At 71.9% G+C, this 12,700-nt stretch carries 14 protein-coding genes; 1 reads left to right on the top strand and 13 read right to left on the bottom strand.

Going from position 1 to position 12,700, the window contains the following annotated elements:
• Positions 1–3: 3 nt before the first annotated feature.
• Together ACZ6IM_RS12430 and pyrR are read right to left on the bottom strand one after the other, a co-directional pair.
• Positions 4–984, bottom strand: a complete 981-nt coding sequence (locus tag ACZ6IM_RS12430) for an aspartate carbamoyltransferase catalytic subunit (RefSeq protein ID WP_052837878.1) — start codon at positions 982–984, stop codon at positions 4–6.
• A 114-nt stretch (positions 985–1,098) separates the two neighbouring features.
• On the bottom strand, positions 1,099–1,668 hold the full coding sequence (pyrR, locus tag ACZ6IM_RS12425) for a bifunctional pyr operon transcriptional regulator/uracil phosphoribosyltransferase PyrR (RefSeq protein WP_052837877.1): 570 nt from the start codon (positions 1,666–1,668) through the stop codon (positions 1,099–1,101).
• 297 nt (positions 1,669–1,965) lie between these two features.
• On the opposite strand from pyrR, the gene bldD reads away from it, so the two are divergent.
• The gene (gene bldD, locus ACZ6IM_RS12420; RefSeq protein WP_003977337.1) at positions 1,966–2,469 is read left to right on the top strand and encodes a transcriptional regulator BldD; all 504 of its coding nucleotides are present in this window, start codon (positions 1,966–1,968) and stop codon (positions 2,467–2,469) included.
• 226 nt (positions 2,470–2,695) lie between these two features.
• On the opposite strand, the gene nusB is transcribed toward bldD, so the two are convergent.
• The 11 genes from nusB to ruvX all read right to left on the bottom strand — a co-directional run bounded on the left by nusB (position 2,696) and on the right by ruvX (position 12,665).
• Positions 2,696–3,124, bottom strand: coding sequence for a transcription antitermination factor NusB (nusB, locus tag ACZ6IM_RS12415; RefSeq protein WP_052837876.1), 429 nt, complete (start codon positions 3,122–3,124; stop codon positions 2,696–2,698).
• A gap of 2 nt (positions 3,125–3,126) precedes the next feature.
• Positions 3,127–3,693, bottom strand: coding sequence for an elongation factor P (gene efp, locus ACZ6IM_RS12410; protein ID WP_052837875.1), 567 nt, complete (start codon positions 3,691–3,693; stop codon positions 3,127–3,129).
• A gap of 63 nt (positions 3,694–3,756) precedes the next feature.
• Positions 3,757–4,863: an aminopeptidase P family protein gene (locus ACZ6IM_RS12405; RefSeq protein ID WP_052837874.1), complete on the bottom strand. Its 1,107-nt coding sequence runs from the start codon at positions 4,861–4,863 to the stop codon at positions 3,757–3,759.
• Positions 4,864–5,028: 165 nt separating this feature from the next.
• Positions 5,029–5,952, bottom strand: coding sequence for a Pro-rich N-terminal domain-containing protein (locus ACZ6IM_RS12400; protein ID WP_469556273.1), 924 nt, complete (start codon positions 5,950–5,952; stop codon positions 5,029–5,031).
• A gap of 167 nt (positions 5,953–6,119) precedes the next feature.
• Positions 6,120–7,211, bottom strand: coding sequence for a 3-dehydroquinate synthase (aroB, locus tag ACZ6IM_RS12395; RefSeq protein WP_052837872.1), 1,092 nt, complete (start codon positions 7,209–7,211; stop codon positions 6,120–6,122).
• A complete protein-coding gene (locus tag ACZ6IM_RS12390; RefSeq protein WP_052837871.1) occupies positions 7,208–7,723 on the bottom strand; it encodes a shikimate kinase in 516 nt (171 codons plus the stop codon). The genes aroB and ACZ6IM_RS12390 overlap by 4 nt, the downstream gene beginning before the upstream one ends.
• Positions 7,720–8,904: a chorismate synthase gene (gene aroC, locus ACZ6IM_RS12385; RefSeq protein WP_052837870.1), complete on the bottom strand. Its 1,185-nt coding sequence runs from the start codon at positions 8,902–8,904 to the stop codon at positions 7,720–7,722. Before aroC ends, ACZ6IM_RS12390 begins: the two co-directional genes overlap by 4 nt.
• A gap of 173 nt (positions 8,905–9,077) precedes the next feature.
• A complete protein-coding gene (locus ACZ6IM_RS12380; RefSeq protein ID WP_469556268.1) occupies positions 9,078–9,449 on the bottom strand; it encodes a hypothetical protein in 372 nt (123 codons plus the stop codon).
• Positions 9,450–9,497: 48 nt separating this feature from the next.
• Positions 9,498–10,337, bottom strand: coding sequence for a shikimate dehydrogenase (locus tag ACZ6IM_RS12375; protein WP_052837868.1), 840 nt, complete (start codon positions 10,335–10,337; stop codon positions 9,498–9,500).
• Positions 10,318–12,072 (bottom strand): endolytic transglycosylase MltG, encoded by a 1,755-nt coding sequence (mltG, locus tag ACZ6IM_RS12370; protein WP_052837867.1) that lies wholly within the window; start codon positions 12,070–12,072, stop codon positions 10,318–10,320. Before mltG ends, ACZ6IM_RS12375 begins: the two co-directional genes overlap by 20 nt.
• Before the next feature lie 128 nt (positions 12,073–12,200).
• On the bottom strand, positions 12,201–12,665 hold the full coding sequence (ruvX, locus tag ACZ6IM_RS12365) for a Holliday junction resolvase RuvX (protein WP_469556420.1): 465 nt from the start codon (positions 12,663–12,665) through the stop codon (positions 12,201–12,203).
• Positions 12,666–12,700: the final 35 nt, after the last annotated feature.

The following is a 12,700-nucleotide window of genomic DNA, read 5'->3' as shown; positions in this document are numbered from 1 at the left end:
TTCTTACTTCTCCTCGGTGGGGCGGGCGTGGGACACGGCGGGCTCGTTGCCGCCGAGCAGCAGGTAGAGGACGGCCATCCGGATGGAGACGCCGTTGGCGACCTGCTCGACGACGGTGCAGCGGTCGGAGTCGGCGACCTCGGCGGTGATCTCCATGCCGCGCACCATCGGGCCGGGGTGCATCACGATGGCGTGGTCGGGCATCTTCGCCATCCGGTCGCCGTCGAGGCCGTAGCGGCGGGAGTACTCGCGCTCGGTGGGGAAGAACGCGGCGTTCATCCGCTCCCGCTGCACACGCAGCAGCATCACCGCGTCGGACTTGGGCAGCGTGGAGTCGAGGTCGTAGGAGACCTCGCAGGGCCAGGTCTCGACGCCGACCGGCAGCAGGGTGGGCGGGGCGACGAGGGTGACCTCGGCGCCGAGGGTGTGCAGCAGGTCGACGTTGGAGCGGGCGACGCGGCTGTGCAGGATGTCGCCGACGAGCGTGATCCGGCGGCCGTCCAGGTCCTTGCCGAGCCCGGCGTCGCGGCCGACCAGGCGCCGGCGCATGGTGAAGGCGTCGAGCAGGGCCTGGGTGGGGTGCTGGTGGGTGCCGTCCCCGGCGTTGACCACGGCGGCGTCGATCCAGCCGGAGGTGGCCAGGCGGTAGGGGGCGCCGGAGGCGCTGTGCCGGATGACGACGGCGTCGACGCCCATCGCCTCCAGGGTCTGGGCGGTGTCCTTGAGGGACTCGCCCTTGGAGACGCTGGAGCCCTTGGCGGTGAAGTTGATGACGTCCGCCGACAGGCGCTTCTCGGCGGCCTCGAAGGAGATCCGGGTCCGGGTGGAGTCCTCGAAGAAGAGGTTCACGACGGTGCGGCCGCGCAGGGTGGGCAGTTTCTTGATCGGCCGGTCCGCGACCCGGGCCATCTCCTCGGCGGTGTCGAGGATCAGGACGGCGTCGTCGCGGGTGAGGTCGGCGGCCGAGATGAGATGACGCTGCATCTGTCAGGCTCCGTAGGGCGAGTCATGCGGAAGAGCGGGATAATTCGGGCGGCCGGGCGCGTACGGGGGCGCGCCGAGCAGGCGTACGGCACGAGGGGGTGCGTACGCGGGGTGCTAGGGGTGGGCGCCCGGGGCGGCCGGCTTGTCACCGAGGAGCACGGTGTCGCGACCGTCCTCCTCGGCGAGCTGGACCTTGACCGTCTCCCGCAGCGACGTCGGGAGGTTCTTGCCGACGTAGTCGGCGCGGATGGGCAGCTCGCGATGGCCGCGGTCGACGAGGACCGCGAGCTGCACCGCGCGCGGGCGGCCGATGTCGTTCAGCGCGTCGAGGGCGGCGCGGATGGTGCGGCCGGAGAAGAGCACGTCGTCGACGAGGACGACGAGGCGGCCGTCGATGCCGTCACCGGGGATCTCGGTGCGGGCCAGGGCACGCGGCGGGTGCATGCGCAGGTCGTCGCGGTACATGGTGATGTCCAGCGAGCCGACCGGCATCTTTCGCTCGGTGATCTGCTCCAGCTTGTCGGCGAGCCGCCGGGCGAGGAAGACGCCGCGGGTCGGGATGCCGAGGAGCACCACGTCGTCGGCGCCCTTGGCGCGTTCGACGATCTCGTGGGCGATGCGGGTCAGCACCCGCGCGATGTCGGGCCCTTCAAGGACGGGCCGGGCATCCTGCTGCTTGTCCATACGAAACGGACCCCCTTCTCCGCCTCACGGGACGGATCTTAAAGGACGTCGGATATGCGCCACCTACGGTAGCAGGCTCACAGAACCCTCTCGGAGGCCCCCCTGACACTCCCCCGTCACCCTTCTGCCGCACCCCGATCACCCGCTCGGAGTAACGGATGGCGAATACCACGGAAGAGTCGGTGCGGACCATTCGGCTTGACGCAGGAGAGTAACGCTGCGTAACCTCACAGTGAGTTACCAGCCGCGCGGCCGACAACACAGCCTGCCGCGTCGACACCTTGTCCGGGGAGCCATATGTCCAGCGAATACGCCAAACAGCTCGGGGCCAAGCTCCGGGCCATCCGCACCCAGCAGGGCCTTTCCCTCCACGGTGTCGAGGAGAAGTCCCAGGGCCGCTGGAAGGCCGTCGTGGTCGGTTCGTACGAGCGCGGCGACCGTGCCGTGACCGTGCAGCGCCTCGCCGAGCTGGCGGATTTCTACGGCGTTCCCGTGCAGGAGCTGCTGCCGGGCACCACCCCGGGCGGTGCCGCGGAGCCGCCGCCGAAGCTGGTCCTGGACCTGGAGCGGCTGGCCACCGTGCCGGCCGAGAAGGCGGGCCCCCTCCAGCGGTACGCGGCCACCATCCAGTCGCAGCGCGGTGACTACAACGGCAAGGTGCTCTCGATCCGCCAGGACGACCTGCGCACACTCGCCGTCATCTACGACCAGTCGCCCTCGGTCCTCACCGAGCAGCTGATCAGCTGGGGCGTCCTGGACGCGGACGCGCGTCGCGCGGTGGCGTCCCACGACGAGCTCTGAGCCTCCGCCGCCTCAGCAGAAACGTGCCGCCGGGGTGGCCGGAACCGTTCGTTCGGTTCCGGCCACCCCGGCGGCTTTGTCACGTCGTGGGCTCAGCTCCACCAGGGGCGCGGGGCTGCGTCGATCCTGCGGCTACCGCCGCGTGGGCGCGACCGGTCACGGACAACCGGCAGCCGCTCCCCGACCGCACCGCCACGGCTCCGCCTCCCCCGCACCGGCTGCGGAGCTACTCGCGGCGCAGCGACGGCTTGAGGTCCTTCAGCCGGCCGAGCAGGCCGTTGATGAACGCGGGCGACTCGTCCGTGGAGAACTCCTTCGCCAGCTGCACCATCTCGTCCAGGACGACGGCGTCCGGGGTCCCGTCGACCCACAGCAGCTCGTACGCGCCCAGGCGCAGGATGTTGCGGTCGACGACCGGCATCCGGTCCAGCGTCCAGTCGACCGAGTACTGGGCGATCAGCTCGTCGATGCGCTGCGCGCGCCCGGCGTAGCCCTCGACCAGCTCCATCGTGTACTCGCTCACCGGCGGCTGCCGGGTGTCGGACCGGGAGTGCCGGACCCAGTCGGCGAGCACCGTCAGGACGTCGGCGCCGCGCTGATCGCCCTCGAAGAGGATCTGGAAGGCGCGCTTGCGGGCCGTGTTGCGAGCAGCCACGGTTAGCTGTTCACCCGGCCGAGGTAGTCGCTCGTGCGGGTGTCGACCTTGATCTTCTCACCGGTGGTGATGAAGAGCGGCACGTTGATCTGGTGACCGGTCTCCAGGATGGCGGGCTTGGTGCCGCCGGTGGAGCGGTCGCCCTGGACGCCCGGCTCGGTCTCCTGGACGGTCAGCTCGACGGCGGCCGGCAGCTCGACGAAGAGGACCTCGCCCTCGTGCTGCGCGACGGTGGCCTCGAAGCCCTCGATGAGGAAGTTGGCGGCGTCGCCGACGACCTTGCGGTCGATCATCAGCTGGTCGTACGTCTCCATGTCCATGAACACGAAGTAGTCGCCGTCCATGTACGAGAACTGCATGTCACGCTTGTCGACAGTGGCCGTCTCGACCTTGACGCCGGCGTTGAAGGTCTTGTCGACCACCTTGCCGGAAAGCACGTTCTTGAGCTTGGTGCGCACGAAGGCCGGGCCCTTGCCGGGCTTGACGTGCTGGAACTCGACGACGGACCAGAGCTGGCCGCCTTCGAGCTTGAGCACCAGGCCGTTCTTGAGGTCGTTCGTGGAAGCCACGGTTGCGGAATCTCCTGGACTGGACTGACGTGGACGACCCGGGAGCGTCCGCACAGCGCGAGGCTAGAGTGCGAGCAGCTCCTTGGTCGTGATGGTGAGTAGCTCGGGTCCGCCGTCCGCCTCGGGGCGCACGACGAGCGTGTCATCGATCCGGACACCGCCCCGGCCCGGGAGGTGGACCCCCGGTTCGACGGTGACCGGCACACAAGCGTCCAGTTTACCCATGGCCGCGGGGGCCAACTGCGGGTCCTCGTCGATTTCGAGTCCGACACCGTGCCCGGTGAGTGCCGGAAGGTTCTCCGCGTACCCGGCCGAATCCAGTGCCTGGCGGGCGGCGCGGTCCACATCACGGCAGGCGGCGCCGGGTGCGAGGGCCTCGCGTCCGGCCCGCTGGGCGGCGAAGACGAGGTCGTACAGCTCGATCTGCCAGTCGGCCGGCGAGGTGCCGATGACGAACGTGCGGCCGATCTCGCAACGGTAACCGCGGTACGTCGCGCCCAGGCACACCGAGAGGAAGTCGCCCTCCTCCACCCGGCGGTCGGTGGGCCGGTGTCCGCGGCGTCCCGAGTTCGGGCCGGTGCCCACGGAGGTGGGGAAGGCGGGGCCGTCCGCGCCGTGGTCGACGAGTCGGCGTTCCAGCTCCAGGGCGAGGTGCCGCTCGGTGCGGCCGACCAGGATGGACTCGAGCAACTCACCGAGGGCCTGGTCGGCGATCTCGGCGCCGATGCGCAGACAGGAGATCTCCTCCTCGTCCTTGACCACCCTCAGCTGCTCGACGGCCAGTCCGAGGTCGGTCAGGCGCAGCGTCGGCGCGACCGAGCGCATGGCGCGGTGCCGGACCACGGTGAGGTGGTGGTCCTCCGTGGCCAGGGACTCGGCGCCCTGGTCCGCGGCGAGACCGGTGGCCGCGACGGCGGGATCGCCACCGGGCCCGGGCAGCGCGCGCACCGGAAGCGACTCGTCGGGGCGGCCCTGTGTGGGCCGGTCGTCGGGCGGGCCCGAGCAGACCAGCAGGTCCTCGGTCCTGCCGAGCAGCAGTACGGCGCCGTGCGGGGCGGCGCCCGCGAGATAGCGCACGTTGGCGGGCCGGGAGACGAGCGCCGCCGCGCTGCCGCCCGCGTTGCAGCGTTCCCGTAGGCGCGTCCGGCGGGCCGCGTAGACCTCTGACATGAGCCGAGCGTATGGCTCCGCCGGTGGGGGCGCCGCTTGGGTGGGCCGAGTGGGCGGGGCCGGGGGATGCGGGGTGCGCCAAGTGGGGTGGGGGCTTGCTGTTGTGTGGCGTGTGACCGGCCGGTGGGGGCTGGTCGCGCAGTTCCCCGCGCCCCTTCGGGGCGCTTACCAGCTGGGTGGGCTGGCTATCGAGCGGGAGAGGACCTCGTCGAGGAGCTGGGCGGTTTCCGGGATGTCGAGTTGGGAGTTGTCGATGATCGGGAGGCCGGAGCCGTACCAGCCGGCCATGCGGCCGTGGATGCGGGCGACCTCCTCGTCCGTGAGGCGGCGGTTGCCGCTGCGTTCGGCGTTGCGCTCCAGGACGATGTCCAGGCCGGGCAGGAGCACGACCGGGAGCAGGCCGGGGCCGACGTGCCGCTTCCAGCCGCCGAGGCCGACGACCGGGCGGTCCGGGAAGACCGCGTCGTCGAGGATGCAGGAGATGCCGTTGGCGAGGAAGTTGCGCGCGGAGAAGCCGCAGGTGCGGCGGGCGAGGCGGTACTGCGCCTCCGAGTGCTCGTTCCACCCGGTCTGGGGGTCGGCGAAGCCGGAGCGGACCCACTCGCGCACGTCGTCGAGGCTGATGTGCGCCGTCGGGACCCGGCGGTGGTCCGCCCAGTACTTGGCCACGCTGGTCTTGCCCGCGCCCGCGGGGCCGATGAGCAGCACCGCGAGGGTGGTCGTGGTGGGGTCGGGCGCGGCGGCGGTGGCGTGGGGCACGCTGGGTACGGCCACCGGGCCGCCCGGCGGCAGCGGCACATGCCCGGTGGTGTCCGGCGCTGGTGGCGCGGGAGCCGGCTGGTGCGGGGCCGGGGCGGGGGCCGGCTGGTGCGGGGCCGGCGCGGGAGCCGGCTGGTGCGCGGCCGGGCCGGGGCCAGGGTGGGGGGCCGGGGCCTGCCGCGGCGCCGTGGGGTACCCCGGTGCGGGAGGCGGTACGGGGGCGGGTCCCTGGGGCGGTCCAGGGTGGTGTGCGGCCGGGGACCAGCCGAGGGCAGGTCCGTGCCCCGGCTGGTGGGGCGGCGGCAGCGGAGAACCCACTGGGTGCTGCATCCGGTGCCACTCCGTCTCGTACAGGCGATGGGCGCTGACGGCGGGAAGGGGGCTCGCCGTCTTGCTACCGAACGGTACCGCCCCCGGCCGTCGTTTGGTGAACGGCCGGGGGCGGCCCGAAGTGCCCGTCCCGCACGGCGAATCGGGCGGAACGGCGCACTGGGGTACTACTCGCCCACCTCGCCGTAGGCGGCGAGGAGGACGGCCGGGTCGGGGCCCTCCAGCACGGTGGGCTTGGCGAGGCCGTCCAGGACGATGAAGCGCAGCATGTCGCCGCGCGACTTCTTGTCGACCTTCATGTTCTCGACCAGCTTGGGCCACTGGTCGTGGCGGTAGTGCAGCGGGAGGCCGACCGCTTCGAGGATGCTGCGGTGGCGGTCCGCGGTGGCGTCGTCCAGGCGGCCCGCGAGGCGGCCGAGTTCGGCCGCGAACATCATGCCGACCGATACGGCGGCGCCGTGGCGCCACTTGTAGCGCTCGTTCTTCTCGATGGCGTGGCCGAGGGTGTGGCCGTAGTTGAGGATCTCCCTGAGGCCCGCTTCCTTGAGGTCGGAGGAGACGACCTCGGCCTTGACCTTGATGGAGCGCACGATCAGCTCGGCGGTGTGCGGTCCGGCCGGGGTGCGCGCGGCCTGCGGGTCGGACTCGATCAGGTCCAGGATCACCGGGTCGGCGATGAAGCCGGCCTTGATGACCTCGGCGAGGCCGGAGACGTAGTCGTTGACCGGCAGCGAGTCCAGGGCGGCCAGGTCGCACAGGACACCGGCGGGCGGGTGGAAGGAGCCGACGAGGTTCTTGCCCTCGGCGGTGTTGATGCCGGTCTTGCCGCCGACGGCGGCGTCCACCATGGCCAGCACCGTGGTGGGGACGGCGATCCAGCGCACCCCGCGCAGCCAGGTCGCGGCCACGAATCCGGCCAGGTCGGTGCTGGCACCGCCGCCCACCCCGACGATGACGTCGGTACGGGTGAACCCGGACTGGCCGAGCGCCTTCCAGCAGTAGGCGGCGACCTCGGCGGTCTTGGCCTCCTCCGCGTTGGGCACCTGGATGGCGATCGCCTCGTAGCCCTGCTCGGCGAGGTCGGCGCGCAGGGCCTCACCGGTCTCCGCGAGCGCCTCGGGGTGGATCACCGCGACCCGCTTCGCCCTGGCGCCGATCAGGCCGCCCAGTTCGCCCAGGAGCTGACGGCCCACCAGGACCTCGTAGGGGTCGGACCCCGCGGTGCCGGCGACCTGGACCCGAGTGACTGCTTCGCTCATGCTTCCTTCAACTCCACTGCGTCCAGGGCGACTTGGGTGACTTCTTCCGGCGTACGGCCGTCCGTGGTCACGACGGCCGTGGCGACCTCCTCGTAGAGGTGCCGACGGGCCTCCATCAGCTCGCGCCACTGCTTGCGGGGGTTGACCGCGAGCAGCGGACGCGCCGTGTTCAGGCCGGTGCGCTTGACCGCCTCCTCGACGTCCATCGAGAGGTAGACGACCCGCTGCCCGGCGAGCAGCGCACGGGTGTCGGCGTCCAGGACCGCGCCGCCACCGAGGGCGAGGACCCCGTCGTGCTCGCCGAGCGCGCTGCGCACGGCCTCCTTCTCCAGGGCCCGGAAGGCGGCCTCGCCCTCGTCCACGAAGATCTCCGCGATGGTCCGCCCCTGGGCGGTGACGATGTCCTCGTCGGTGTCCCGGTACCCCGTGCCCAGCCGCTCGGCGAGCAACCGCCCGACGGTGGACTTGCCGACCCCCATCGGTCCGACCAGGACGATCAGCGGCGCGCTCATCGGATGGCCAGGTTGTCGAGGTAGGACCGCACGTTGCGGCGGGTCTCGGTCACGCTGTCGCCGCCGAACTTCTCCGCCACCGCGTCGGCGAGGACCAGGGCCACCATGGCCTCGGCGACGATTCCGGCGGCCGGCACGGCGGACACGTCGGAGCGCTGGTGGTGGGCCTGCGCGGCCTCGCCCGTGGTCACGTCCACGGTCTGCAGGGCGCGCGGGACGGTCGCGATCGGCTTCATCGCGGCGCGCACCCGCAGCAGCTCACCGGTGGTGAGGCCGCCCTCGGTGCCGCCGGAGCGGCCGGAGACCCGGCGGATGCCCTCCGCCGTGCCCACGATCTCGTCGTGCGCCTGCGAACCGGGCACGCGGGCCAGCTCGAAGCCGTCGCCCAGTTCGACGCCCTTGATCGCCTGGATGCCCATGAGGGCACCCGCGAGGCGGGCGTCGAGCTTGCGGTCCCAGTGGACGTGCGAGCCGAGGCCCACCGGCACGCCGTAGGCGAGGATCTCGACGACACCGCCGAGCGTGTCGCCGTCCTTGTGGGCTTGGTCGATCTCGGCGACCATCGCCTTCGACGCGTCCGCGTCCAGGCAGCGCACCGGGTCGGCGTCCAGCCTCTCCACGTCGGCCGGCGTCGGGTACACACCGCGCGGGGCCTTCACCGAGGCCAGCTCGACGACGTGGCTGACGATCTCGACGCCGGCCGTCTCCTTCAGGTACGACCGGGCCACCGCGCCCAGCGCGACACGGGCCGCCGTCTCCCGGGCCGAGGCACGCTCCAGGATCGGCCGGGCCTCGTCGAAGCCGTACTTCTGCATGCCGGCGAGGTCCGCGTGACCGGGGCGGGGCCGGGTCAGCGGGGCGTTGCGCGCGAGGCCGGCCAGCACCTCCGGGTCCACCGGGTCGGCCGCCATGACCTGCTCCCACTTGGGCCACTCGGTGTTGCCGACCATGACGGCGACCGGGGAGCCCATGGTCAGACCGTGCCGGACGCCGCCGAGGAAGGTGACCTCGTCACGCTCGAACTTCATCCGCGCACCGCGACCGTAGCCGAGCCGCCGCCTCGCCAGGTGGTCCGCCACCATCTCGGTGGTGATCGGGACGCCGGCGGGCAGTCCCTCCAGCGTCGCGACGAGTGCGGGTCCGTGGGACTCCCCCGCGGTCAGCCAGCGCAACCTGCTCAACGGTGCTCCTCAATGCTCGCGCCCCGGTATGCCCCGCGTACGCGTCTGCTGCGCGTACGCGACGGTCCGACCGGGTGCGCGGCCCCGGTCCGCCGCCTCCGATCCTCCCATGTCCGGCCGCCGGCGCCGGTCGCCGGTCCACTTGACGGACGGACCGGCGGACTCCGGCGGCGTCAGGAGGGAGGGGTGCCCTGCCACGGCGAGGGAGCGCGGGAACCGAGGAAGTCCGCGCCGCTCTCCTGCCGCGGCGCCGGGGCGTAGGGGCCGAGGAAGTCCGCGCCGCTCTCCCCCGACCGCGACGGCGCGTAGGGTCCCAGGTGGCCGGCGCCGGTGCCCTGCCCGTACCGCGCCGCTCCCGGCGGTACCCGCCCCGCGCGGCTCGCGCGCCGCCGGACGATCCCGCGCCGAGCCTTGACCACCCAGCTCGCGACGACCGCGAGCACGATCAGGGCGAGCACCGTGATCTGCGCCCAGTCGGGCAGGAAGCCCAGGACCGCCTCGAAGACCTGGGTCTTGGCGGAGGCCAGCGGCACGCCTGTGTACATGGATCGTCCTCCCCTGCCGTTCCGCCCGCCTGCGGAACCGGAGGGATACTAGCGATCCGCGAGCGCCCGCTCCCCCGCTTTCCGCATCGCGGCCAGCGGGGCGGGAGCCCGGCCGGTCATCTGCTCCACCTGGAGCACCGCCTGGTGGAGCAGCAGGTCGAGGCCGCTGACGACGGCACCGCCGTACGCCGACCAGCGGGCGGCGAGCGCGGTGGGCCAGGGGTCGTAGAGCACGTCGAAGAGAGTGGCGGGCCGCTCGGGGACGGCGGCGGCCAGGGCGTCGGTGGCGCCGGCCGGGGTGGTGGCCACGACCAGCGGGGCGCGCAGCGCCTCCTCGGCGTCCGCCCAGTCCGCGATGCGCACGTCGACGTCCAGCCGTTGCGCCCAGCCCCGCATCTCGTCGGCGCGCGTCGCGCTGCGCACGTAGACGGCGATCTCGCCGGTGCAGATCCGGGCCAGCGCGGCGAGCGCGGAGGACGCGGTGGCGCCGGCGCCGAGGACCGCGGCGGTCTCGGCCTTCTCGATGCCGTGCTCGCGCAGGGCGGCGACGATGCCGGGGATGTCGGTGTTGTCGCCGCTCCTGCGGCCGTCCTCGGTGAGGACGACGGTGTTCACCGCGTCCACGGAGGCCGCCGTCTCGCTGACCGAGTCGAGCAGCGGGATCACCGCCCGCTTGAGCGGCATGGTCAGCGACAGCCCCGCCCACTCCTGCCCCAGGCCCTCGAAGAAGCCCGGCAGCGCCGCCTCGTCGACGTCGAAGCGGTCGTACGTCCAGTTCGCGAGGCCCAGCTCCGCGTAGGCGGCGCGGTGCAGGGCCGGGGAGAGGGAGTGGGCGATCGGGGAGCCGAGTACGGCGGCCCGGCGCCGGTCAGTCGCCGGAGCTGGCATCGAACTTGTCCTTCAGCTTCAGGAACTCGTCGTGGGTCTTGGCGAACTCGGTCTTCTCCACGCCGTCGGTGGCCACGAAGTAGATCCAGCCGTCCTCGGTCGGGTTGAGCGCCGCCTGCAGGGCCTCTTCGCCGGGGTTGCCGATGGGTCCGGGCGGCAGGCCCCGGTGGTAGTAGGTGTTGTACGGGTCCGGGTTGGTGTTGATCTCGGACTCGCTGATGTGGATCTTGCTCTGCCTCATCAGGTAGTTGAACGTCGAGTCGAACTGGAGCTTCTGGTTCGTCTCGGTGTTGGAGGTCTTGAGCCGGTTGTAGATGACCTCGGACATCTTGCGGAAGTCGTCGTGGGTCTTGCCCTCGGCCTGCAGGAGGCTCGCCACGGTGAGCAGCTCCCAGGGACCCTTCAGACCGAGGCCCTCCGCCTTCTCCTCCAGTCCGATCTTCTCGTACTGCTCGTTGGCACGTGCCACCATCTGCTTGAGCACGTCCTCGGGCTTCTGCCCCTTGGCCGCCGAGTAGCTGGACGGGTAGAGGAAGCCCTCCAGCGGGTCCTTCACGTCCTTGTGGTTCAGCGCCCAGTCGGGCAGGCCGAGGCTCTTGTACTCGGACTTGGCGACCTTGGCCGTGGTGCCGTCCTTCACCTCGAGGCGTTTGTCGATGAGCTTGTAGACGTCGGCGTTGCGCTTGCCCTCGGCGATGATCAGGTTGCTGCGGCTCTTCGGGTTGAGCAGGAGCTCGATCGCGCTGTCGGCCGACATCTCCTTCTGCAGCGTGTACACGCCGTCCTGGATGCTCTTGCCCCGGGGATTGCTCTGCTGGGCGGCGATGAAGGCGTCCACGCTCTTCACCACGCCCTGGCGTTTGAGTTCCTGGCCGATCGTGGAGCCGCCCGCCCCCTTGGGGATGGTGACGGTCACCTGCTCGCCGTTGCCGTCGCCCGCGAAGTCCGGGGCCGCGCCGAAACGATCCTGGTAAAACTGGTAACCGAAATAGCCGACACCCGCCACACCGCCGCCGAGCACCAGGCAGACCACCAGGCAGGCGCATCCGCTGCGGCGCTTCTTGGGCTTGCCGCCGCCCCGGCTCCTGCGCTCCCCACGGCTGCCGCGGCCGTCGTCCGCCGCGTCATCGTCGCCGGAGTCCCCGCCCGCGAAGAAGGCGTGCTCCCCCTCGTCCGGGCCGGGGTCCCAGTCGGTGCGCTGCGGCTCGGGCTCGGCGCGCCGGCGGGTGGGCGGCTCCGGCGGCGGGTACGCCTCGGGGGTGCCGTAGAAGTCGGGCTGCTCGGCGCCGTAGCCGCCGGCCTGCTGTCCGTAGGGGTCGGACGGGTCGGCCGGGTACTGCGCCTGGGGGTGGGTGCCGCTGCCCCAGCCGCCGTTGTCGTAACCCTGCTGCGGCTGGGCCTGGGGTGCGTACTGCTGGTCGTACTGCTGCTGCCCGCCGTACGAGTGCTGCTGGTCGTACTGCTGCTGACCGTACTGGTCGTACTGCGGCTCGGGGTGCTGGCGGCCGTACTGGTCGTACTGCTGCTGCCCGCCGCCGTACGACGACTGGCCGCCGTTGCTCCAGTCGTCGTACTCCTGCTGCTGCGCCTGCTGCTCCGGATACTGCTGCGGCTGGCCGCCGTAGGGGGACTGCTGACCCGCCTGGGCCTGCTGTCCGCCCCATCCGCCGTCCCCGTACAACGGGTCCTCCGGATGCCACGGTTCGGAGCCTGGGCCCCGGCCATACTCAGTCATCGATCCCCTAGAGCCGCGAGGCGACGGGGACCGGGGCCCTTGCCGAAGGGCCCGCTACCGTTCCGCCTCTTGCTGTGCGGAGGCTGTTCGAATGCCTCCGCATCGCGCGGAACGTTACCGTACCGCGATCAGATGACCACTTCGACGCCCTCGCCGGGTGGCCTGCCTGACACCCGTTCGGATTCCAGGGCCTGCTGGAGGATGATCACGGCGGCGGCCTGGTCGATGACGGACCGGCCCTTCTTGGACTTCACTCCCGAGGCGCGCAGTCCCTGACTGGCGGTGACCGTCGTCATGCGTTCGTCCACCAGCCGGACCGGGACGGGCGCGATGCCCTTGGCCAGCTCCTGCGCGAAGCGCCTGACCTTGGCCGCGGCCGGGCCCTCGCCCCCCTTGAGGGAGCGCGGGAGGCCGACGACGACCTCGATGGGCTCGTACTCCGCGACCAGTTGCCCGAGGCGCCGGTGCGCGGCCGGGACGTCACGGCCGGGGACGGTCTCCACCGGCGTGGCGAGGATGCCGTCGGGGTCGCAGGACGCGACCCCGATGCGGGCGTCGCCGACGTCTACGGCCAGGCGGCGGCCGCGGCGCATCGCCGGGCCGACCGCCTGTTCGTTCTCCGGCGTAC

The sequence above is a fragment of the Streptomyces sp. NPDC042336 genome (assembly GCF_055581985.1).
Note: the sequence above shows the minus strand (reverse complement) of the source record. Positions and strands in the feature narration are given on the sequence as shown.